22 protein-coding genes and 2 pseudogenes are annotated in these 22,202 nt (G+C 62.5%); 16 read left to right on the top strand and 8 right to left on the bottom strand.

Going from position 1 to position 22,202, the window contains the following annotated elements; genetic code table 11:
* Window positions 1–57 precede the first annotated feature (57 nt).
* From ABD906_RS01305 to ABD906_RS01270, 8 genes and pseudogenes are all read left to right on the top strand, one after another.
* On the top strand, window positions 58–1,635 hold the full coding sequence (locus tag ABD906_RS01305; protein ID WP_345097778.1) for an MFS transporter: 1,578 nt from the start codon (window positions 58–60) through the stop codon (window positions 1,633–1,635).
* Window positions 1,636–1,709: 74 nt separating this feature from the next.
* Window positions 1,710–1,961, top strand: a pseudogene (locus ABD906_RS01300) (LysR family transcriptional regulator); the annotation flags it as partial.
* Between the two features lie 483 nt (window positions 1,962–2,444).
* On the top strand, window positions 2,445–2,822 hold the full coding sequence (locus ABD906_RS01295) for a hypothetical protein (RefSeq protein ID WP_345097777.1): 378 nt from the start codon (window positions 2,445–2,447) through the stop codon (window positions 2,820–2,822).
* Window positions 2,812–3,072, top strand: coding sequence for a hypothetical protein (locus tag ABD906_RS01290; protein ID WP_345097776.1), 261 nt, complete (start codon window positions 2,812–2,814; stop codon window positions 3,070–3,072). Before ABD906_RS01295 ends, ABD906_RS01290 begins: the two co-directional genes overlap by 11 nt.
* A 145-nt stretch (window positions 3,073–3,217) precedes the next feature.
* Window positions 3,218–3,892 carry a recombinase family protein gene (locus tag ABD906_RS01285; RefSeq protein WP_345097775.1) on the top strand — a complete coding sequence of 225 codons (675 nt, stop codon included), beginning with the start codon at window positions 3,218–3,220 and terminating at the stop codon, window positions 3,890–3,892.
* Window positions 3,893–3,987: 95 nt separating this feature from the next.
* On the top strand, window positions 3,988–4,638 hold the full coding sequence (locus ABD906_RS01280) for an AAA family ATPase (protein ID WP_345097774.1): 651 nt from the start codon (window positions 3,988–3,990) through the stop codon (window positions 4,636–4,638).
* A 29-nt stretch (window positions 4,639–4,667) separates the two neighbouring features.
* Complete coding sequence (locus ABD906_RS01275; RefSeq protein WP_345097773.1) at window positions 4,668–4,925, top strand: hypothetical protein; 258 nt, start codon at window positions 4,668–4,670, stop codon at window positions 4,923–4,925.
* A 52-nt stretch (window positions 4,926–4,977) separates the two neighbouring features.
* Window positions 4,978–5,556: pseudogene (locus ABD906_RS01270) on the top strand (replication initiator protein A); the annotation flags it as partial.
* On the opposite strand, the gene ABD906_RS16075 reads toward ABD906_RS01270, so the two are convergent.
* On the bottom strand, window positions 5,471–6,121 hold the full coding sequence (locus tag ABD906_RS16075) for an acyl-CoA dehydrogenase family protein (protein WP_425549979.1): 651 nt from the start codon (window positions 6,119–6,121) through the stop codon (window positions 5,471–5,473). The pseudogene ABD906_RS01270 and the gene ABD906_RS16075 overlap by 86 nt on opposite strands.
* A gap of 138 nt (window positions 6,122–6,259) precedes the next feature.
* On the opposite strand from ABD906_RS16075, the gene ABD906_RS01260 reads away from it, so the two are divergent.
* The gene (locus ABD906_RS01260; RefSeq protein ID WP_345097772.1) at window positions 6,260–6,952 is read left to right on the top strand and encodes a winged helix-turn-helix transcriptional regulator; all 693 of its coding nucleotides are present in this window, start codon (window positions 6,260–6,262) and stop codon (window positions 6,950–6,952) included.
* A gap of 19 nt (window positions 6,953–6,971) precedes the next feature.
* On the opposite strand, the gene ABD906_RS01255 is transcribed toward ABD906_RS01260, so the two are convergent.
* Together ABD906_RS01255 and ABD906_RS01250 are read right to left on the bottom strand one after the other, a co-directional pair.
* On the bottom strand, window positions 6,972–8,543 hold the full coding sequence (locus ABD906_RS01255; protein WP_345097771.1) for an acyl-CoA dehydrogenase family protein: 1,572 nt from the start codon (window positions 8,541–8,543) through the stop codon (window positions 6,972–6,974).
* Window positions 8,544–8,835: 292 nt separating this feature from the next.
* Complete coding sequence (locus ABD906_RS01250; RefSeq protein WP_345097770.1) at window positions 8,836–9,744, bottom strand: LysR family transcriptional regulator; 909 nt, start codon at window positions 9,742–9,744, stop codon at window positions 8,836–8,838.
* A gap of 195 nt (window positions 9,745–9,939) precedes the next feature.
* Here ABD906_RS01250 and ABD906_RS01245 point away from each other — a divergent pair, with 195 nt between their 5' ends.
* The 4 genes from ABD906_RS01245 to ABD906_RS01230 all read left to right on the top strand — a co-directional run bounded on the left by ABD906_RS01245 (window position 9,940) and on the right by ABD906_RS01230 (window position 13,844).
* Entirely contained in the window at window positions 9,940–10,845 is a 906-nt protein-coding gene (locus tag ABD906_RS01245; protein ID WP_345097769.1) for an alpha/beta hydrolase, read from the top strand.
* A 56-nt stretch (window positions 10,846–10,901) separates the two neighbouring features.
* On the top strand, window positions 10,902–12,221 hold the full coding sequence (locus tag ABD906_RS01240) for an MFS transporter (RefSeq protein ID WP_345097768.1): 1,320 nt from the start codon (window positions 10,902–10,904) through the stop codon (window positions 12,219–12,221).
* Window positions 12,222–12,309: 88 nt separating this feature from the next.
* Window positions 12,310–13,032: an SDR family NAD(P)-dependent oxidoreductase gene (locus ABD906_RS01235; RefSeq protein ID WP_345097767.1), complete on the top strand. Its 723-nt coding sequence runs from the start codon at window positions 12,310–12,312 to the stop codon at window positions 13,030–13,032.
* Window positions 13,029–13,844 carry an SDR family NAD(P)-dependent oxidoreductase gene (locus ABD906_RS01230; protein WP_345097766.1) on the top strand — a complete coding sequence of 272 codons (816 nt, stop codon included), beginning with the start codon at window positions 13,029–13,031 and terminating at the stop codon, window positions 13,842–13,844. Before ABD906_RS01235 ends, ABD906_RS01230 begins: the two co-directional genes overlap by 4 nt.
* A 183-nt stretch (window positions 13,845–14,027) precedes the next feature.
* Here ABD906_RS01230 and ABD906_RS01225 read toward each other — a convergent pair whose 3' ends face one another.
* Entirely contained in the window at window positions 14,028–15,188 is a 1,161-nt protein-coding gene (locus tag ABD906_RS01225; RefSeq protein ID WP_345097765.1) for an RHE_PE00001 family protein, read from the bottom strand.
* 265 nt (window positions 15,189–15,453) lie between these two features.
* Between ABD906_RS01225 and ABD906_RS01220 the strand changes: the two genes are divergently transcribed.
* The 3 genes from ABD906_RS01220 (at window position 15,454) to groL (ending at window position 18,072) form a co-directional block, all read left to right on the top strand.
* Complete coding sequence (locus ABD906_RS01220; protein WP_345097764.1) at window positions 15,454–15,765, top strand: DUF982 domain-containing protein; 312 nt, start codon at window positions 15,454–15,456, stop codon at window positions 15,763–15,765.
* A 316-nt stretch (window positions 15,766–16,081) separates the two neighbouring features.
* Window positions 16,082–16,396: a co-chaperone GroES gene (gene groES / locus ABD906_RS01215; RefSeq protein ID WP_345097763.1), complete on the top strand. Its 315-nt coding sequence runs from the start codon at window positions 16,082–16,084 to the stop codon at window positions 16,394–16,396.
* Window positions 16,397–16,446: 50 nt separating this feature from the next.
* Window positions 16,447–18,072, top strand: a complete 1,626-nt coding sequence (gene groL / locus ABD906_RS01210) for a chaperonin GroEL (RefSeq protein WP_345097762.1) — start codon at window positions 16,447–16,449, stop codon at window positions 18,070–18,072.
* A 184-nt stretch (window positions 18,073–18,256) separates the two neighbouring features.
* Here the strand turns inward: groL and ABD906_RS01205 are convergent, their stop codons facing one another.
* From ABD906_RS01205 to ABD906_RS01190, 4 genes are all read right to left on the bottom strand, one after another.
* Window positions 18,257–18,730 carry a group III truncated hemoglobin gene (locus ABD906_RS01205; protein WP_345097761.1) on the bottom strand — a complete coding sequence of 158 codons (474 nt, stop codon included), beginning with the start codon at window positions 18,728–18,730 and terminating at the stop codon, window positions 18,257–18,259.
* A gap of 154 nt (window positions 18,731–18,884) precedes the next feature.
* Window positions 18,885–19,838 (bottom strand): ABC transporter permease, encoded by a 954-nt coding sequence (locus tag ABD906_RS01200; RefSeq protein WP_345097760.1) that lies wholly within the window; start codon window positions 19,836–19,838, stop codon window positions 18,885–18,887.
* A complete protein-coding gene (locus tag ABD906_RS01195) occupies window positions 19,828–20,766 on the bottom strand; it encodes an ABC transporter ATP-binding protein (protein WP_345097759.1) in 939 nt (312 codons plus the stop codon). Before ABD906_RS01195 ends, ABD906_RS01200 begins: the two co-directional genes overlap by 11 nt.
* The gene (locus tag ABD906_RS01190) at window positions 20,763–21,932 is read right to left on the bottom strand and encodes a COG1470 family protein (RefSeq protein WP_345097758.1); all 1,170 of its coding nucleotides are present in this window, start codon (window positions 21,930–21,932) and stop codon (window positions 20,763–20,765) included. Before ABD906_RS01190 ends, ABD906_RS01195 begins: the two co-directional genes overlap by 4 nt.
* Between the last annotated feature and the right edge of the window lie 270 nt (window positions 21,933–22,202).

Genomic DNA, 22,202 nt, shown 5'->3' with positions numbered 1-22,202 from the left:
AACATTGTAACAGTTATCATTCTGCCTCGATAATTCACCTCCGACAAGGAGGCGATGATGAGTTCCCCGCACGAGACTGACACACCCCAAGCCCGGATACTGACGAACGACGCATCGTCGCCTCCGGCGAGGGCCGGCCTTCGTGAATGGCTGGGGCTGGCGCTGCTCTCGCTGCCGACCATCCTGCTCGGGCTCGACCTGACCCTTCTGCACCTGACACTTCCGGCACTGGCGGCGGACTTGCAGCCCACCAGCACGCAGGCGCTATGGATCATGGACGCCTATGGCTTCATGATCGCCGGCTTCCTCATCACCATGGGCACGCTGGGCGACCGCATCGGCCGGCGCAAGCTGCTGATGATCGGCGCGACCGCCTTCGCCATCGCTTCGGTGTTCGCCGCTTTCTCGGCCAGCGCCGTCATGCTGATCGCGGCCCGCGCCATGCTCGGCGTATCGGCAGCGACGCTGATGCCTTCGACGCTCGCCCTCATCAGCAACATCTTCAAGGACCCTCAGCAACGTGCCCTCGGCTTCGGCATTTGGGCCACCATGTTCGGTGTCGGCTATGCGCTGGGGCCTGTCGTCGGCGGCGTCCTGCTGGAGCTGTTCTGGTGGGGGGCGGCATTCCTTATCGCGGTGCCGGTCGTCTTGCTCCTGCTGATCCTTGCGCCCTTTCTTCTCCCCGAATATCGAGCCCCGAACAGTGAGCGGCTGGACCTTTTGAGCGTCGCGCTGTCGCTCGCGGCGATGCTGCCGGTCATCTACGGCATCAAGCAGATCGCAAAATACGGCATCGTGGCGGATGCACTCATCGCCATCGTCCTCGGAATAGCCTTCGCCGTTCTCTTCGTCAGGCGGCAGCGGCGGCTCGCCGATCCACTGCTCGACATGACGTTATTCTCCAACAGGGCCTTCTCGGCGGCCCTGATCGTCCTGCTCGTAGGACTTGTCGCCGTGGGCGGGGCCATGCTGCTTGTCGCGCAATATCTCCAGCTCGTAGCCGGCTATTCGCCGTTCGGCGCAGGCCTCTTGATGGGGCTTGCGGCGCTGGCGATGATCATTGGCGGCGTCACCGCGCCGCTGATCGCCCGCCATATCAGGCCCGGTTATGTCGTCGCCGCCTCGCTCGTTCTGTCCGCTATCGGCTATGTCCTTCTGGCGATCATCGGGAACGATGCGCCATCTGGGGTGGCGCTGGCGGTCTCGGGACTCGCGCTCGCCTATCTCGGTAACGGCACAATCGCCGCACTCGGCACCGACCTCGTTGTCGGCTCGGCACCGCCAGAGAAGGCGGGTTCGGCCTCGGCCATGACCGAAACCGTGCAGGACCTCGGCATCTCGCTCGGCATCGCCGTGCTCGGCAGCGTCAGCGCCGCCGTCTATCGCCACATGATTGCTCTCAGCACCCCGGAAAGCCTGAGCCAGCCGACCCGCGAGGCCGTCAGCGACAGCTTGTGGGCGGCGCTGGCTGCGCAGGCGGAATTGCCGGCGGGACTGATCGAGGAAGCGCGGGCCGCATTCACGACGGGCTTGAACGGCGCATCCGCTCTTAGTGCCGTCAGCGTGGCCGTTCTTGCGATCCTCGCGGCAGTGGCATTACGCCATGTCGGAAGGCTCGGGCAGCCGGAGGATTGAGCGCGATGCGGCGGCGATTGCGCAATACTTCCGCAGTTGACGAGCCATCGCTACTAATGCGCGGCTGCGTTCCAATGGCGTCGCTGATTCAGACGCTTGCCGTCGCCGAGTATCTGAACTTCCGCCATGCCGCCAATGCGCTCGGCGTCGCGCAATCCAGCGTTAGCGCGCGCGTGAAGGCGCTGGAGGAAGACCTTGGCATCCTCCTGTTCGAGCGTCACGCACGCGGCGTCCGATTGACCGAAGCCGGACGCCACTTCGTCGAGCGGATCGCGATCGGAGTCGATCAACTCGACCATGCAGTGAAGACTGCAGCCATCGCGGCGCTCGTGCTGCTGGTCGTGCTGCAATGGCTGCACCGCGTGCGGCGGCTGGTGCTGCTCGTGGTGCAGCCCGCATGGCGTCCGGTGCGGCTGGTGTCACTCGCGCAGCTGTCGGTTATTTCCGTGGTCGCAAGGCAGGGTGAGCAGCTATGCATGATCGCTGCATCGCACCTGCATCACATCTGCCTCATAGCCGCATCATCCCAATGCGCCTTGCGCATTGGGGCCAAGGTTTGACCCCCTTAAAGTGCGGTGTGTCTCGGGCATGGCAAAACTCTAATTATTCCCATTCATTGGCCCTTAACACGTCTATAGACAATACGCACCCCCAGGTGCGGCGTAATACATTGATTTGTAAAGGGATTTTGTGGTTTGCATCATGGGCCATTGTAGTGTTCGACCACTACAAAACGGCCGCAAACCCGCATGAATGCTGGCCCTCCAACACTACAGGGACACTACAAGAGGCGTTTTATGGCGGGTGACATGCAGATCATCAAAGCCGTTATATCGCCCGACCTAAAAATGCGGTTTAGGCAGGCTGTTGAGCGTCAAGACCGAGTGGTAAGCCAAGTTTTGCGAGACCTCATCCGCGAATACATCTGGCGGGCGTCCAAGAAGCGCCTGAACTATGGCGCGGTCTATTTGCCTTCTGGCGGCGACATCATCAGAGCGGCCATTGCCCCGGAATTGAAAGCTCAATTTGAGGCGGTCGCCCGGCAAAACAACGTCATTCCCAGTCGCGTACTGCGCGATCTTATCCGCGAGTATGTCGAGCGGCACGCGAAGGGCGACATTTGGGAACCGGGAAGGGAAATCAAGCGAAAGCAGACACTGAAAACAGGAGGCGGAAATGTCCGATAAGTTCAAGGCCAGATTCACCCGTATCAACCGGGCGGTTCAGAAGGGCCTCGCGGCGTTATTTGCGGTGATGGGGGTGCTGCTGTGCCTTGCATTCTTGCTGATGGCTCCTGACCTTTTGACCGCAGAAAGGCCCTTGGAAACCATCATGAATGCGGCGGCGGCCGTTGGCTTGTGCTGGCTGCAATGGCGTTACCGCCATATCGTCTACCCGCAGCTCCGGCGCGACTATCTGGCTGAAAAACGGGCCTGATTAGCGATTTCACGTGCTGACTTGTCGCAGAAATCCTAGTTTCTGCGACTCCTTCCCTCTTGCTGCTTCTTTTCGATTATCAGTGTCGCAATTGTTTGTCGCGATATGGAGGCATATCATTGTGATATTTGCGACAGGGGACACTATGCAGATCGGCTATGCTCGCGTTAGCACTGACGCCCAAGACTTGACCAATCAGCGCGAGCAATTAGCGGCTGCTGGCTGTACGCGCATTTTTGCCGAAAAGATCACCGGTACTCATGCTGACAGGCCAGAGTTGGACCGGATGCTAGATCATCTGAGGCCGGGCGATGTTGTGACAGTGGTGAGCCTCGACCGCTTAGCGCGTAGCACCCGTGACCTGCTGGACATTACCGAGCGGCTACACGAGGCAGGCGCGGGCCTGCGCAGCTTGTCCGAGCCGTGGGCTGACACGACCAGTGCGGCAGGCCGAATGGTGCTGACCGTGTTCGCCGGAATAGCCGAGTTTGAACGTTCTCTTATCATCGAACGTACAAGACGGGGCCGATCTGCCGCCAAGCGGCGGGGCGTGCAGTTTGGCCGTCGCCCTATCCTTTCCGCCGCCCAGGTCGAACACGCCCGCGAACTGCTGACTGAGGGCCGTACCGTGGCAGAAACGGCCGATTTGTTGGGTGTGCATCGAGCCACCCTTTACCGTGCGCTACGCGCTCATGAGAGCAGCAATGCCAAGCCGCGTGAGCTGCGGCAGGACGACCCTGCTTTTATTACGTATGGCCCGCCCTCCGATGACCTGCCGATACCACCATACCGCACCGAGAATCTAGGAAAAGCACGGTGAATGAATATTCAAATAGCATTGCTTTGCTATTGACATGAGGCGTAGCGACTCAGCATAATTACCCCATCGTTTGAATATTCAGATGGGGTGATAATGTGATTATTGCGATAGGCAATACAAAAGGGGGAGTCGGCAAAACCACATTAGCGGTACAGCTTGCCATTACCCGCGCCCTAGAAGGCCGGGAAGTGTGGTTGGTCGACGGAGATAGGCAAGGCACCGCTGCGGCGGCCATTGCCGCCCGCGCTGAGGCAGGCAAGCAACCGGGCATTGCCTGCGCTCAGTACCCAGACGGCCCCACGCTGCGGGCACAAGTCCAACAGCAACGCGACAAGTGGGGCGACATCATCATTGATGTGGGTGGCCGCGACTCTACCGCGCTACGGGCTGCGCTCATCCTGGCCGATGTTCTTGTAGTGCCCTTTGCGCCGCGTAGCTATGACGTTTGGGCGCTGGATGACATGGCGGCATTAGTTGATGAGGCCCGTAGCGTTCGAGATGGCTTGCGGGCTTTCGCTGTAATGAATCAAGCCGACCCCGGCGAGAACTCGACCGACAACGCGGACGCCGTTGCCGCTGTCGCAGAGGTTCCGCAGTTCACTTACCTGCCGACGCCGATCCGCCGTCGCAAGGCGTTTAGCAACGCCAGCGGTGCCGGGCTGTCCGTGGCGGAGATGACGCCGCGTGACCCCAAGGCTGTTGCCGAAATCAAAGCGCTGGCTACATCTCTTTTTAATCCTGTTTGAATATCCGTTGGATGTTAGGAGAATATGAAATGGCCATTCAACGTAAGCCAAAAACTGCAATTGCCAGAGAAGCGGCGGCAGATGCCTTCGTAACTGCTGCACCCGACGCAGCGGCAGCAAAACCAGTGACGTATGAGAAGGGCTTGCCCAAGGGGAAAAAGCGTCAGATCAGCCTGACTATCGCGCCGGATTTACTCCGGCAGGTGGATGAGCGCGCTGCAAAGGCAGGGATAGGCCGCGCCGCCTTTATTAGCATGGCGATCTACAAGGCTCTAGAAGAGCTTTAATAGTCAAATTCACCGCAAAGGATATTCAAAAAATATTCTTACAGAGTCCATTATGGGGGAAGTTATGGAAGATAACCAAAACGGCCCGAAACCGGTAGGTCATGCCTTACTCAGTGCTCTCGATCGCCTTAGCGCGAGCCGGGAAGCCTACGTCAAACGAGTTGAGGCGTCGGCCCTGCCCGGCGAAACTTTCGAGCAAACCGAAATGCGTTTGCGCCGTGAGCAAGATCAGCGCGACCGCGCTCGAGCGGCGATGCCGAACGGTTCTATTAAGCCGGGTTCCCCCTCCATGATTCGCAAGCCGCCGAAGGGCGATGAGCAGCCCGATTTCTTTGTTCCGGGTCTCTATGACATGGGCAGTCGGGACAACCGAAGTGTCATGGACGTGGCCGTATTTCGCTTGTCGAAGCGGGAGAAGCGGGCCGGTGAGGTTATCCGATATGACCTCCCGGATGGCTATGTAGAGGTGAAAGCAGGGCCGGACGGTATGGCTTCCGTGTGGGACTATGACATTGTGCTGATGATGGTCTCGCATCTCACCGAAGCTATGAACCGCTACAAGGAAGCCAAAGGAGAAAAACCGGGCCGCACATTTCGTCCCCACGTCTCCGACATTCTGAAATTTGCACGGCGCGGTGATGGCTCACGGCAGATAGAGGAAGTAGAAGCCGCCCTAGACCGGCTCCCGTCATCAGGATGTCGCCAGCCAGGGCGCCGGACGTGAAGGTCTTGCGGGCGGAGATCTGGTATCCGCCCTCAACCTTCTTCGCCCTGCCCGATCCGGGGATCCAGTCCGAACCGCCGCTTGAAAGGATGATGATCTTCTCCGACGCTATGCGTTTGAGAAGCGGCTCGACCGCAGTGACGTTCTGGTAGCGCCAGCGCCACGCCGGCACCGCCACCTGGTGGGTGTGCATGGACAACGCAAGTGCCGTGGAACTGCACGCGTGGGCCATGCGGCGAAGCATGTCGGCGAGCTCCGCCACTTCCAGGCCGCCTCCTCCCAGCTCTTCGGGCACGCCGGCATCGACCAGGCCGGCTTCCTTGAGAAGTGGGTAGTTTTCCGCGACGAAGATATCGTTCTCGTCAGATTGCGCTGCCCGTTCGGAAAGAATTCCGCTGATCTGGCGGACAGCTTCTGTTGCATCGAATCCTGGCTTTTCTGTTTGTTTTACTTCTGCCAGTGCGCTCGTCATTTGTGGTCTCCTCCTGCCACGTTTCTTGACGAGACCACCTTCCGCCAAAGTACTAAGGCGTTCCAGTTCAGGATCTGTATCACCCCGCTGGCGCAAATACCCCGTTTGGGTTATTCTTGCGCATTCACGGAGGCCTCAATGGAGGACCGGGGAAGCTACGGCCAATTCTGCCCCGTTTCCATGGCATCGGAGATCATATGCTCGCGGTGGACCACTTTGGTCGTGCGCGAGCTTCTCTGCGGCACGACCCGGTTCAACGACCTGCGGCGCGGCGTTCCGCGCATGTCGCCGGCGCTCCTCTCGAAACGGCTGAAGGAACTGGAGCGCGCAGGGGTCGTCTACACCAAGCGCAATGAGCAAGGCGTCGTCGAATATCATCTCACCGAGGCGGGCGAAGACTTGCGGCCGGTGATCATGGGTATCGGCTTCTGGGGGCAGCGGTGGGTAGAATCCCAGCTTTCGCTCAAGAATCTGGACCCCTCCCTGCTCATGTGGGACATGCGTCGGCACCTCAATCCGCAGCCGCTGCCGCCTCGCCGGTGCACGATTCAGTTTCAGTACCCCGAGCTACCACCATCGAAGCAGCGATGGTGGCTGCTGATCGAGAACGGGATGGTGGATCTGTGCAAGATCGACCCCGGCTTCGAGATCGACCTGCTGGTAACAAGCTCCCTTCACTGCATGACCGCCATCTGGATGGGACTGACCGTCGTGCGCAAGGAGATCGACGCGGGCCGGCTCGCGCTGGATGGCGACCCGAAGATCGCCAGCGCCATGCAGCAGTGGCTGGGGCTGAGCCCCTTCGCCAAGGAGCCCCGGCGCGTGGCCTGAGCCGCCGACGGCAGCGAACCTATTCCCAGCCTACACCGGACATCGAAACCGCCCGCCTTGCGAGCTTCAGATAGCGCTCGTGACCCTGCTCGCGCGCCGCTTTCTCCAGCCGCGCCCAGGCTGCCCGCCAGGCCGCCATTGCCGTCAACCGCATGAAGCCGTGCGCCTCCTCGGCAGGAGCGGGGCTTGCGGCGACCCGTCTTGCCTCTTCCTCCCACGTTCGCGCCACGTCATCCAGTTCAGGCCCGCTTGCCCGCAGGAATGCGGCAAAGGCCGCAGCGCCGGCGCCACCTTCGCTCTTCAGCGAGCGCGTGGCGTTGGTGAGCGCGTGAATGCCGTTCGTCCCCTCGTAAATCGCGCAGATGCGAACATCGCGCCAGTTCTGTTCGGCGCCATATTCACGGAGGTAGCCGTAACCGCCCATCACCTGGATGGCGAGATCCGCCGCGCGGATGCCGCCTTCCGTGCAGAGCCACTTGCACACGGGCGTCATGAAGGAAAGGAACGTTTCGCCTCCGGGCTGGCTCCCCTCCACCATGGCAAGATGCACCAGCGCCCGGCCGCCGACAGCCCAGGCGTCGGCTTCCTCGATCATGCGCACGACATCAGCGTGCCGGTCAATGGTGACAGGCTGACCGGAGGCGCCACGCCCCTGCCGCCGCTCTGCCGCATAACGTTGTGCGAGATCCGCCCCGCGGGCGGCATGGGCAACGCCCTGCAGAGCCACGTCAAGACGGGCGTGGTTCATCAGAGCGAACATGGCCCTGAGGCCCATGCCCTCCTCGCCCAAGAGCTCGCCTTCAGCGCCATCGAAGGCGAGCTGACAGGTCGGCGAAGCATGGAGACCGAGCTTCTCCTCGATCCTCAACACCGAAATGCGGTTGCGGGATCCATCGGCCAGATGGGACGGGCAGGCGAACAGGCTCAGCCCGCGCGAGCCATCCTCCATGCTTCCGGTGCGCGCGAGCACCAGGTGAAGGATTCCCTCGCTCATGTCCTGGTCGCCGCCGGAGATGAAGATCTTCTCGCCTTCGATGCGCCAGCGATCGCCCTCGCGGGTGGCGCGGGTACGGATGACCGAGAGGTCGGAGCCTGCCCCGGCCTCTGTCAGCGCCATGGTTGCCAGCCACCGGCCTTCGATGAGCGGCGGGATGAACCGCCGCTGCTGATCTTCCGAACCGAAGCGCAGGAGCGTGCTGATGGCGCCGGGCACCAGTCCGGCCACCATCTGGAGCGAATGGTTGGCGCCGGCGAAGATTTCGCAGATCGCGCCGTTGATGGCGACGTTCAGGTTCTGCCCCCCGAACTCTTCCGGTGCAGCCAGCCCCTGCCAGCCCTGTTCGGCGAGCTCCCGAAAGACGTCGCCGAAGCCGGTCGGCATGCGTACGCGCCCGTCTTCCAGGCGGCAACCTTCGACATCGCCGGGGGCGTTGAGCGGCGCAATTCGCTCCTCCGCGAACGCGGCAAAGTGGCTGATTACTTCGCGGGCAAGCTCGGCGTCCCAATCGGGAATCCGGCTCGCGCGGGCCACATGCTCAAGGCTGAAAAGGATGTCCTCGACAGGTGCGTGAAATTCAGGGGATGTCGTCATGGTCCACGGAAACTAGAAAACGGAGCGCGGATTGCGGGCGACGGCTGAAATGCGCTCTGACGGCGGTTCGGATTTCACGTGACGACCTCCCTCTTCAAGCTTCTGGCGGACAGTCGGCGTTCCTCCTCCCCGAATGTCCGCGTTCATGATGACCAAATGACGCTTCGCGTATCAAGTCCCGACCGGCGAAAGGGACGATCTGTCGCCCGACCGGAGAAGGCCGCTCGAGTGAGGGTCTCGGTGACCTCCCCGGACGGGTCCCGTAATGCTCGCAGGAAATCTGATAAAGCCGCTAGATCGTTCCCATGCGCTTGGCGACGGTATGGGCGGCCTTTTCGAGGTCCCGGATTACCGAACGGTTGTCGTCGGCGCGCCAGGCGAGCGCGGTTTCAATGGGCGGCAGGTCCAGCTCGACGAATGCAATGCCGGGATGGGTGAAGTAGTTGCGGGCGCGGGCTGCCAGAATCATCACGCATTCCCCGGCCGCAACAGCCGCAAGGCCCTCGCGGACGGTCGTGATCTCCGGCCCTGTCGCAATCGGCCTGCCCATGGGAGTGCTTGTCGGCAGATGGTAGGATGTCCACGCATCAGAGACGTGTCCCGGCGGCAGTTGCGCCATCGTCTCGTACTGCAGTTCCTCGGGATCAAGCAGGCCACTCCCCGCGAGACGGTGATTTTCGGGAATGACCAGCAATCGCGCATCCCGAAAGATCGTCTGTCCGCGCACAAGACCCGCACTCGGCAGCGGCAGGCGCACCACCGCCACATCAACCTGGCCGTGTACCACGGCCGAACCTTGGTTGAGGTAATTGAGCTCAAGGAAGCGCAGCTTCACATCGGGGCGCCGGCGCTGAAACTCGGCGACAACGCCGGACGTCAGCTCATAAAGACCGCCACCCAGATAACCGACGGTCAGCTCCAGGGGCCTGCCCTGGGCCCGGCGGCGCGCGTCCTTGACCGCCGTCTGAAGGGTCATCACGGAAGGCTCGATGTCGGCCAGGAACGCCTCGCCGATCGGAGTCAGCGCCACGCGGCGGCTGGTGCGTTCCAGCAGCTTTCCCCCGATCGCGTCTTCGAGCGCCTTGACGGACTCCGAGACGACCGACTGCCTGACTCCCAACATTTCCGCCGCACGCCCGAAATGCAACAATCGGGCAACGGCAATGAAGCATTCCAACTTTCTAAGATCTATCGCGCTCATCAATCGGTGTTTCCGATCAATCCGAGGGATTTTTAGCGTTGAAGCATGACTGTTTCAAGCCGTTAATGACCCCTGTGAAATGCTGCAGTCCGGCGCGAGAGAGAGGATCCATCCGGGTCTGCAGAACAATTGGAAATTTCGATCCATCCGGATGTCTTCGCGATGGGTAGATCGGAACGATAGGGAGGCCATTCCATGGAAGTCACGGAACATGCCGTGTCCTTTCCATCGTATGATCTGACCATACGAGGCACACTTTACATTCCCGAAGGCAAGCACGACACCCCTCTTCCCGCCGTTGCGCTGGGCCATGGCTGGGGAATGGTCGCGGGTGGTGATCTGGAAGACTATGCGCGCGTTATCGCAAGCCGCGGCATCGTCTGCCTGACCTTCGACTATCGCCGTCTCGGCAAGAGCGAAGGCGAACCGCGTCAGGAGATTGACCCCTCCTGGCAGCAGGAGGACTACCGCGCGGCTGTCACCTATCTCTGCTCGCGCAGCGAAGTTGATCCGAAGCGCATCGGTATCTGGGGTTCGAGCTACAGCGGCGGGCACGTCCTCGTCGTCGGCGCGACCGACGCCCGCGTGCGCTGCGTGGTCAGCCAGGTCCCGACCATCAGCGGTTACGAGGCGGGCCTGCGCAAGACCCATCCCAACAACCTGCAGGCGCTGCACGACTTCTTCGCAGAGGACCGCCTCGCGCGGCTGCGCGGCGAACCGCCGCGGACGATGAAGCAGGTGGGTCTCGACGGGGAAGCCAACGTCGCCTATCCGGGCCAGGAGTCTTACGACTACATGATGGGCCAGGCGAAGCGTTGCCCCGAATGGCGCAACGAAGTGACGGTCCGCTCGCTGGAACTGGCGCGCGCCTACGAGCCCGGCCGGTGGATCGACCGCATCGGGCCCAAACCCCTGCTGATGATCGTCGCCGAGACGGACCGGCAGACGCCGACGGACCTGCAGCTCGACGCGTTCAACCGTGCGCGGGAGCCCAAGAAGCTGCTGATCATCAAGGGAGGCCATTACGCCGTCTATACGACACACTTCGAGCAGACGAGCAAGGCGGCGGCCGACTGGTTCGAGCAGTACCTGAAAGCATGAACTGAATGAGACAAAGCCCCGGGGAGGAGCAACCCCGGCAATCAATCGGAGGAAACATGGCAAACACAGAGACTGCCTCGGGCTTTGTCGGGGCCGGAGCTACGCTATCCGAACGTCAGAAGGCACTCCGTTCGCTTCGTGCGGCGGTTTTCGGCAACCTGCTTGAGTGGTTCGACTGGACGCTCTACGGCACATTCGCCGTCTACCTGGCGGCCAACTTCTTCGACAACAGCAACCCGACCTCGGCGCTTCTGTCGGTGCTGGCCGTCTTTGCCGTGGGCTTCGTCGCCCGTCCGGTGGGCGGAATTGTCTTCGGCCGCTTCGGCGACAAGATCGGCCGCAAGAACACGCTCATCCTGACCATGTCGACGATGGCGTTGGCAAGCTTCATCATCGCTTTCATTCCGAGCTACGAGAGCATCGGCATCTGGGCTTCGGTCCTGCTGCTGACCGCCCGTCTGCTGCAGGGCCTGGCCCATGGTGGCGAGTCCGGCGTATCCTATGCCTACGTGGCCGAGATCTCCCCGCCCGAACACCGCGGCCTCTGGTCGAGCTCGGTTTTCGTAAGCGTGACGCTCGGCGTGATGGGCGCCACACTGCTCGGTATCCTGCTGACCTCCATCTTCACCAAGGAACAGATGATGGAGTACGGCTGGCGCATCGGCTTCGCCTTCGGCGGTCTGCTCGGCATCTTCGCGCTCTACATGCGCCGCGCGAGCCATGAGACGCCGGTCTACACCAAGACCTCCGCGTCAAAGGCCGAACCGCGCCCGCTGACGCGGCAGGAGAAGATCCAGATTCTCTTCAAGGTGATCTTCTTCTCCTCCTCCTCCAACGTCGCCTACTACACCTGGGTGACCTTCGCCCCCAGCATGGCCATCTCCAACCATGGCATGGATGCCAACGGCGCGTTCATCGCCAGCCTGTGCGCTCAGGTGGTGACCCTCTTCCTGCTGCCGTTCTTCGGCCATCTGGCTGACCGCTTCGGACGCAAGACCATGGTCGCGATCTATGGCTTGGGCATCATCCTGGCTCCGTTCCCGGTCAACGCCATCCTGACCTCCGAGCCGTGGACGCTGTTCGTCTCGCAGGGCATCGGCCTGGCGGTCTGGGCCATCATTGCCGCGATCTACCCGGCGCTCATCGCCGAGCAGATCCCGACCAAGCAGCGTGCTCTTGGCGTCGGCTTCCTGTCCTCGCTGTCGGTGGCGATCTTCGGCGGTACGGCCCCGTACCTCAACACCTGGCTCACCTCCATCGGCATGTCCTGGGTGTTCTCGGTCTACATCATGTTCCTCGGTCTGCTCGCGGTCATTGCCGCGACCATGATCCGGGAAACCAAGGGTATCCCGCTGAGCGAGATCAGCGGCGACTGACCCCTCCCCCTCCTGCGGCTGCCCTCTGCGGGCAGCCGCTTCTCGTTTCATCAGAATTCATCTGACAATCGGATTGCAGAACAACACAATGACCCAAGGTAAAGTAGCTGTCGTCACCGGAGCCTGCGGCGGAATTGGCAGGGCAATCTGCAAGCGCCTGAAGGCGGAGGGCATGAAGATCGTCGCGATCGACGTGGTGCCCCCGAAGGAGCCGGACAGCGATATCGATTACCGCACCTTCGACATTACCGACACGACAACGCTCCGCCAGACCGTCGAGGACATCGTTGCAACCCATGGCGCAATCGACGTCTGGGTGAACAACGCCGGCTTTCTGGAACGCCGGGAAGCCCTGGAAATCTCTGAGGAGGAGTGGAACCAGACGCTGGCGATCAACCTCACAGCCGCATTCTTCGGCGCCCAGCAGGCCGCTCGCGTGATGCGCGAGAAGGGCAAGGGCGGCAGCATCATCAACCTTTCCAGCTATGCCGGGCTTAAGGCTCGCCCCAACTGTGCCCCCTATGCCGCCGCCAAGGCTGCCATCGCCCACCTGACATCGTGCCTCGCGATCGAGTGGGGGCCCTACAACATCCGCGTCAACGCCATAGCGCCCGGCTATATCGAGACGCCCATGAGCGCCTGGATGCACCAGGACGAGCAACAGCGCACGATGCTGCTCGCCCGCACGCCGCTCGGCCGCATTGGTCAGCCGGCGGAGATCGCGGACGCCGTCGCGTTCCTGGCGGGCGAAGGCAGCAGCTACATCACCGGCCATACACTGAGCGTGGATGGAGGCATAGTGAGATCATGACGGACACCTACTGGGTCAACAAGACATTCATCGTCACCGGCGGCGCACGCGGACAAGGTGCGGCGGAGGTCAATCGCCTGCTGCGGCTTGGCGCGAATGTCGTTGTCATTGACCCGCTTGCGCCGGACAGCCCCGACTGGGCCATCGACCGCAGCCGCGCCGATCACCTGAAGATCGTGTCGGGCAGCGTGGCGGAGGAAGCGACCTGGCTTGAGGCTCTAGACGCGGTAAAGGCGCTTGGATCGCCACTCTCTGGCCTGGTGAACAACGCCGGCATCACGCTCCGCAAGACGGTGACGGAAACCACGCTCGCCGAATGGGAAAACCTGCTCAGCGTGAATCTCACCGGCGCCTTCCTCGGCATCCGCATGACCGCTCCCGCCATGGAGGCCGGCGCCTCGATCGTGAACGTGTCCTCTACGGCTGGGCTCACCGGTTATTTCAGCGCCGCCTACACGGCCAGCAAATGGGCCCTGCGCGGACTTGCGAAGGCGGCAGCCATCGAACTCGCCCCGCGCAAGATCCGGGTCAACACGATCTGCCCCGGTCTCATTGACACGCCGATGATCAACCGGCCCAACGCCGGATACAACGCAAACCAGGCAAGTGCCTTCTTCGAGGGCAACCGGGCCATGACGCCGCTCGGACGCGGAGCCGGCCCGGACGAGGTGGCGGGTGCCGTGATCTTCCTGCTGGGACCGGACAGCCGTTTCATCACGGCCGCGGACCTTGCCGTGGACGGCGGCATGATCGGCGCCGGCATTTACAGCCAGATCGGCCGCCAGGTCGGAACCATCAAGGATCCGGACTGACCCCACGCATCGTTGTTCCGCGCCGGCCGGCAACCCCGATACTCTTCCCCCAGAGCCGGCGCAAACAACCGGCGATCCGAAAACCGGGGCGCCGGTTGCCTTTCAGATCGCCTTCTCCGCTTTAAGCCGCGGAGAGCCCCCGGTGCCCGGCACTCTTCTTCCTCACGCAATTTGCGAGCCAGACTAAAGAACGCCCCAGGCCCTGAAGCGCTTGCGACCGGTCATTTCCCGCAGTGCCAATTCCTCCACCAGATTGATGGCACCCTGTTGGGTGACCTTGAGCGCCTTCTGGATCATCGTCGTGGAGACCATCGGCCGCGCAAGAACAAGCTCGATCAGTTCGGGAAGCCGGGAGTTCGACCGGCGTTTTGCCAGCCGGCGCTCCATCTGCGCCTTCGCCAACATCAGCTTGTCGTGCTCCTTGATGCCGAGTTCAACAGCAGCCTCGATGGAAGACAGAAATGCCAGCAGGCGCCGGGTCTGGTCTGGAGACCGGCGCCGCTCGCGGGCGATCGCGCGGCTGCCGAGATGCAGGCAGGGCAGATGATGCAGCGTCAGTCCTTCCCGTCGCAGGAGGGACGCCACAAGCAGCCCGCCGAGCCAGCCGCCATGCTGCAGCACATTGATCTGCTCCCACGCGTCGAGCAGTACGACCGCGCGAAGCATGGCCGGAAGCCCCTCCGTCCGTTCCAGAACCGCGGTCCATTCCGCCATGCGCGCGCTTTCGTCCCACTCGAGATCATAGACAAGCTCCGAGCGCACGCGCAGCGGCACCGGCTGTGCGGTTTCTTCCACGCTGTCGGGACGGCGTTCCACGCGCTTGCCGTCAAGAAGCAGGTTGGCCCGCTCGAGGACCGCATCCAGCGCCGCAAAGTGAGCGGCAAGCGGATCCGCCTTGTCGCCGGTTGCTCCGACAACAAGCTCATCATCCTGATGGCCAACTCCCGGCACGGACGCATGATCCCGGGATTGATCCGCCGGGCCTTCTTCCTGCGGCGCGCTCAATCCGGCCAGTTCGCGCAATCCGGCTCGTGACAGCGCCCAGTCCGGCTTCGCCGCGTGGATGCGGCGGCGGGCGCGCAGAACCGCATGGGCGCGCGTAAGCTCATGCGTCGGCGCCCGCACGTCCATGCGCTCGTCGTGGAGCACCAGGTCCTCCATCTGCACGAGTTCGCCTTCGAGCCAGAGTGCCGCGGCGGCGTCGAGGAAATGTGTGCGCTCGATCCAGCCGGTCCGCACCGGACTTGAGTGCAGACGCTCGTCCAGCCGCGCCAGTGCAGCACTCGCACTGACCACGGGCACGAGCAGATCGTGAATCGGCAACTTGTCGAACGAATAAGACATTGCCCGAGCGATACCACACGGCGCTTGCTCAAGCTAATGCAGAGTTTCTTTTTGCACTGCTCTCGGCACCTCAGCAGCACCAAGGACCCGGCGCATCGGTCACCTTCCGCGAAACCCGCATGCACGCCCGAGCCTTGATCGCCCCCGCTCGGGGCGCTCCCTGACGACGCTTGAACCCTCCGCACGCAACCACCAGATCATGGGTGGGCGGCAAAGCCCGTCGAATGACTTGCTCTGACAACAAAGACAATAATGGAGGAAGCAATTGACGGATATCACCTTTCCTGAACCTGTCATCGTGCGCATGCCTGACCGGCCCGAGCGAAAGGTGTCGACCGCTTTTGAAGCCCTTGAATGCCTGGAAAGTGCGTGGCCTCAATCGGCCCGCGGCGCCCATTGGAGACGCGCCATGATCGCCTGTCGGGATGCACTGGACGGCTGGCGAACCGGCGCTGAAGCGCGCCGCCTGTTTCTCGAAGCCGCATCCTATGCCGGCGTTGCCTACAGCGGGCGCCGGCGTTCGGTGAACGCCAGACCGCCCATCAGTCAATCCCCGCTTGCAACGTCAGCCGGTTAGCCGGCACACCTTCTTAACGCCGCGCCGGCGGGGCCACGAGCGGTGGACCGGCGAAGGTCCCCGCTTGATCCCGGCAGGCGGCAACCCGCTTCACCACCTCGGTTATCAACAGACTTTTCCACTAGAAAATCAACCAATTAGCAGTCCACCCATGCGAGTGCTAAATTTTTTTGTCTCCCCTCTTGAAAACTTTTTCGACTGAAACCAGATCGTCTCGCGCGCAACGCCGCAAGGGTTGCGTGACCTCGCTACCGGCCTCGCGGTGGCCGGTGCGGAGGGATTCGGTCAATCATTGTTTGTCCTTTAGGAGAACGAAATGACGTTCCGTCCACTGCATGATCGCATTCTAGTCCGCCGCATTGAAGCTGAGCAGAAAACTGCGGGTGGCATCATCATCCCCGACACCGCGAAGGAGAAGCCCAGCGAAGGTGAAGTGATCGCAGTCGGGCCGGGCGCGCGTGACGATTCCGGCAAGCTCATTCCGCTGGACGTCAAGGTCGGCGACCGCATCCTTTTCGGCAAGTGGTCGGGCACCGAAGTCAAGATCGATGGTGTCGACTACCTGATCATGAAGGAAAGCGATGTTCTCGGCGTGATCGAGAAGGTGGAATCCGAAAAGAAGGCCGCTTGAGGCTTCTTTCCGCATCAGTCCAAGAAAGCTGCCTATAACAGGAGTGTTCAATGGCCGCAAAAGACGTGAAGTTTAGCACTGATGCCCGCGAGCGCATGCTGCGTGGCGTCGACATTCTTGCGAATGCAGTCAAGGTCACCCTCGGCCCGAAGGGACGCAACGTCGTCATCGACAAGTCCTTCGGCGCTCCGCGCATCACCAAGGACGGCGTCTCCGTTGCCAAGGAGATCGAGCTTGAGGACAAGTTCGAGAACATGGGCGCCCAGATGGTGCGCGAGGTCGCCAGCAAGACCAACGATCTTGCCGGTGACGGTACGACCACCGCGACCGTTCTCGCCCAGGCCATCATCAAGGAGGGCGCGAAGGCCGTCGCCTCCGGCATGAATCCGATGGACCTGAAGCGCGGCATCGACAAGGCCGTTGACGCGGTTGTCGCCGAGCTGAAGGCGAACGCTCGCAAGGTTACCAAGAACGACGAGATTGCCCAGGTAGGCACGATTTCCGCCAACGGCGACTCCGAGATCGGCCGCTTCCTCGCCGAGGCCATGCAGAAGGTCGGCAACGAGGGTGTCATCACGGTTGAAGAGGCCAAGACCGCCGAGACCGAGCTTGAGGTGGTCGAGGGCATGCAGTTCGACCGCGGCTATCTCTCCCCCTATTTCATTACCAACCAGGAAAAGATGCGGGTCGAGCTGGAGGAGCCTTACGTGCTCATCCACGAGAAGAAGCTCTCGAACCTGCAGTCAATGCTTCCCATCCTCGAGGCCGTTGTCCAGTCGGGCAAGCCGCTCCTCATCATCGCCGAGGACGTCGAGGGCGAGGCCCTGGCCACGCTCGTCGTCAACAAGCTGCGCGGCGGCCTGAAGGTTGCTGCGGTCAAGGCTCCTGGCTTCGGCGACCGCCGCAAGGCCATGCTGCAGGATATCGCCATCCTGACCGGCGGCACCGCGATCTCCGAGGATCTCGGCATCAAGCTCGAGAATGTCACCCTCGAGATGCTCGGCCGCGCCAAGAAGGTCATCATCGACAAGGAGAACACCACCATCGTCGATGGCGCCGGCAGCAAGGAGGAGATCGAGGGTCGCATCAAGCAGATCAAGGCCCAGATCGAGGAGACCACCTCTGACTACGACCGCGAAAAGCTGCAGGAGCGCCTGGCCAAGCTCGCCGGTGGCGTTGCCGTGATCCGCGTCGGCGGTGCGACCGAAGTCGAGGTGAAGGAGAAGAAGGACCGCGTCGACGACGCCCTGCATGCGACCCGCGCCGCTGTCGAGGAAGGCATCCTGCCGGGTGGTGGCGTTGCCCTGCTGCGCGCTGCCAAGGCTCTCGACGGCGTCCAGACCGACAACGCCGACCAGAAGTTCGGTGTCGAGATCATCCGCCGCGCCATCGAGGCGCCGGTTCGCCAGATCGCTGAGAATGCTGGCGAGGAAGGCTCGATCATCGTCGGCAAGCTGCGTGAGAAGTCCGACTTCGCCTACGGATGGAACGCCCAGACGGGTGAGTTCGGCGACATGTTCGGGCAGGGCGTCATCGACCCCGCCAAGGTGGTTCGCACCGCTCTGCAGGATGCGGCCTCCGTCGCCGGCCTGCTGATCACCACCGAGGCGATGATCGCCGAGAAGCCAAAGAAGGAAACCGCTCCCGCGATGCCGGGCGGCGGCATGGACTTCTAAAGATCTGACGCGCTCAGAACCTCGACCAGCCCGCTCCACACCCGTGGGGCGGGTTCCTCTTTTTGAGAATAATGAGGCAGGCCCAGGAGAGCCCTACCCGTCGTGACCAGTTGAGCGCGACGGACAGTCCTGCCTCGACGGTCGTCGAGCAAGGATTATGGCACGCTGGTCCTGATCGGAAGGCTCAGCGGCGCGGCGTCTCACGCCCCAACCCGATCCCCGCCGCCGGCAGGCGGTAGAACATGGCGAGCATCAGGCTTTCAGCGATACGCTCGGCGCGCTCCATAAAAACCTGCGCCACTTCCGGTTCGCAGCGTTCCGTCACGGTTTCGCGAAAGAGCCCCAGCCAGATCTGGAAATCCTCGGGCACGACCTGTTTGAGCTTCACATGGGCAGGGACGGGGCGTCCCTTGTATGCGCCGTTCTTGAGGATGACTGCGCTCCAGAAGTCGGTCATCCTCTCCAGATGCGGCTCCCAATGATCACCGATGACGCCGTCGAAGATAGGTCCCAGCCGCGCGTCGCGGCGAACCTTGCCATAAAAGGCCCTGACCAGAGCGCCAATGAACTCGCGATTCACCTGCGGATGCTCGAGCGGCAACTCGGGAACGGGCTGGCTCGCACCGCGTTGCAAGGCGACGTTCGGTTTGGGGGCCATGGTTCCTGCCTCGTTGCGAAACAATGTGGGGCGTCCAATGCCAGTTCTTGCACCATACAGGAACCCCGCTCCATGCCACAGATCAATACGGGCGAAATAAAATCCGCCGGAGCAGAACCCCGGCGGAGACTGCAAGCCCTGCCTGTCGTCAAGGTCAGGCCCTCACCTCCTGCCGCTGGAACACGACATAGGCGAGCGTGAACAGGAGCAGCATGGCTGCGATCAGGCCGACGATCTGAGGCCACACGATGAGCAGGCTCTGCATGGTGGGCAGAGGTGCACCAATCACCGCGCCACGCAGCTGATAGGCGAACACCGGGCCTACCGAACGGGCTGCCGGATCGAGGAGGAGGCCGGTCACCTCGCCATAGAGCGTCTGCGGCGACAGGCGCGCGATCAGCTGCTGCCACTCGAAGCGGTTGACGACGCTCATCGGGTCGAACGGGTCGATGGGCGCGATCAGACCGGCAACGAGCGGAGCGATCATGCTCCAGAACACGGTGAAGATCAGCCAGACCGCCAGCGCCGCCAGCGCAGACGTGGCCGGAGAACGCACCAGCGTCGAGAAGGTGATCGCCAGCGCCAGCCACACGCCCGCGTAGGCCACCGTCACGGCAAGCCACACAACGCCGCGGAGGATATCCGCGCCCGATGGTGGCAGGCCGAGGAACAGGATTCCGAGGCCAACCATCATCAGCCACAGGGTGACGAGCGCGATCGCAATGACCAGCAGGCCACCCAGGAACTTGCCGAACAGCACAGCGTCCCGGTAGATCGGCTGGGCCAGCAGCCGGCTCATAGTGCGGCGGTTGAACTCGCCGTTGACCGCGTCGAAGCCGAGCGCGATCGCCACCAGCGGCAGCAGGAAGCCCAGGAAGGCCGCAAAGGACGGCAGCGGATCCCTGGCCACCGTGAACAGCTTGAGAAACAGATAGGGATCCTGGGCCGTCGTCTCGCGGATGCGGTCGATGGCGCCGTAGACCGCGCCGATGGCTGTCAGCAGCACGAGCAGCATGATGAGGTGCATACGCGCACTCGTCATGTGATCGGCCGCTTCCTTCAGCGCGACGGTGCCGACGCCCGTAAACGGTGAACCTTCACGCCGCATTGGCATACTCCCTGAAATAGCGGTTGTAAGCCTCATCCAGCCGTGCCCGGCGGAGGTTCATGTTCTTCAGGTTCCCTCCCGCCTGCACGATCAGGCACGCGAGCTCGGCTCGGACATCGTTGACGGCCTCTACCTGCCATGTGCCGTTCTCGGAAGCGACGACCGAGGTGACGCCGTTGGCACCGCTGAGGACACTGGGCAGGTCGATGCCCTCCACCTCGACGTCAATGACATACGAGCCACGCCCGAGCCGTTCCGCCAGCTCCTCCACCGTGCCGAAGAAGCCGATGCGCCCCTTGTTGAACAGGGCGATCCGGGTGCAGATCGACTGCACCACGTCCAGCATGTGCGAGGACAGCAGGATGGTCATGCCGCCGCGCGACAGCTCCAGAATCAGCTCCAGGAGCTCCTGCGTCGACTGCGGATCGAGGCCCGAGGTGGGCTCGTCGAGGATCGCCACCTTGCAGTCGCGCATCAGCAGCTCCGCGATGCCGAGGCGCTGGCGCATGCCGCGCGAATAGGTGCCGACGGGTCGGTCCGCGGCCTCCGTCAGGCGCACCCGCTCCAGCGCAACGGCGATGCGTTCCTTGGCCTGCTCGCGCGACAGGCCGGCAAGCCTCGCCGTGTAGGCAAGGTTCTCACGCCCTGTCATGTTGTCGTAGAAGCCGACCGCGTCCGGCAGATAGCCGACCTCCCGCTTGACCGCCAGCGGCTGGCGCAGAGGATCCTTGCCCAGGATTGTGACGGTGCCTTCGCTGGCCTCCGTCAGACCCAGCAGCATGAGGATGGTGGTCGTCTTGCCGGCGCCGTTCGGCCCAAGCAGCCCTATGACTTCCCCCTCATGGACGATGAGGTCGATGCCAGCGACGGCAACCTGACTGCCGTAACGCTTGGCGAGGCCCCTTGCCTCCAGAACCACCGCACTCATCGCCGGCCATACCTCATGACGGCACCACCCAGCACAAGAGCTGCGATGGCGATGATGCCAAGACCGGCAGCACCCCACATGGTCGAGGTCTTCACCGTGACGCGGAACTGCACATCCTGGGAAATGTCATTGTTGGCGGCACGGATATTGACCATGTAGTCGCCGGTGATCGCCTGCTCGGACGGCGTGATCTTCACGTTCACCTGGGCTGTCGAGTTGGGCGCGATCTGGGCGACTTCCTTCGGCTCGAATTCGACGTTCCAGCCTGTGGGCTGAGTGGCCGTCATCTCGATGTCCGTCGCCGGCGCCGTGCCGGTGTTGACCAGGGTGAAGGTGAAGGTGGTCTCCTTGCCCGCGACCGCCTCGCCGGAGAGGCGCTCCTGCGGACCGACGATCGCCACCTGTGGTTCGCCTGTCACGTCGAGCTTCAGGTCCGCCGTACCCGTCAGACCCTCGCCGGAAATCTCGAACCCGGCTTCATACTGTCCAGCCGAAACGCTGCGCGAGGGAATGACCTCCATGGTGACGGTCTCGGTTGAACCGGCGTTGATGGGGATGCTGGTGATCTCTTCCGAGCCATAGCCCTTCTTGAAGCGGACATGGAAACCATTCGGCACCTTCGCCGCCAGATTGAAGAGACCATCCTCCTCGCCCTCGTTCTTCACGCGGATCTTGAAGGAGAAGGTGGAGCGGGCGCTGCCGCGCAGCGCGGGAAGTTCCGGTTCGACAGAAAGGCCGGAGGCAACCTTCTCGACCTCGGAAAGCCGGATCAGCAACGGCAGGCTTACCGTGCCCTCGCTGGTCCGGGCGCGCACTTCGATCGGATAGGACTTGTCGGTTTCCGCATCCTTCGGCGGGGTAATGTCGAGCGTCAGCCGCTCGGTGCTGTCGGGAGAGACGATTGCCGCCGTCACTTCGCGCCCGCCGCCCTTGAGCGCCCATTCCCAGCCCTCCGGCACACCGGTCACTTCGAGCGCCGCCCGCTGCGGCGGCAGGTTCTGGTTGCGAAGCGACAGCGATATGGAATGGTTCTCGCCCGGCTTCAGCGTCATTTCCGGCCACGAGGTGGTCAGCCAGAATCCGCTCAGCTCTGCCTTCTGCGCCCCATTGTCCTGGGCGATCACCGGCAACGGAGCCATCAGCGACGCACCTAGGGCTGCAGCCATCAATGTCCTGGTGATTGTCCTCATCATGTTCTCCCTGATGTTCACAAGAAGCAGTCAGCGAAGCGGAGGACTGGCCTGCCATCGCGCGCAGGAACCTCGGCCCCCGCAGAAAACGGTTGATGAAGCAGACGGAATGAGTGCCCCACGGCGGGGGCGCCAGAAAGTTCGCAGTGTGCGGGAAGAGCGTGCCCGCGCGGAGGGTGGCGCGCGGCGAACGGCGGTTCTGCCTGCGCTTCCGCGACGGAGGCAGGGTGGTCGGGGCTTGGACGT

The organism is Chelativorans composti (assembly GCF_039541695.1).
Taxonomy (GTDB): Bacteria; Pseudomonadota; Alphaproteobacteria; order Rhizobiales; family Rhizobiaceae; genus Chelativorans; species Chelativorans composti.
The sequence above is the reverse complement of the archived record's forward strand: the minus strand, read 5'-3'. Positions and strand labels throughout refer to the sequence as shown.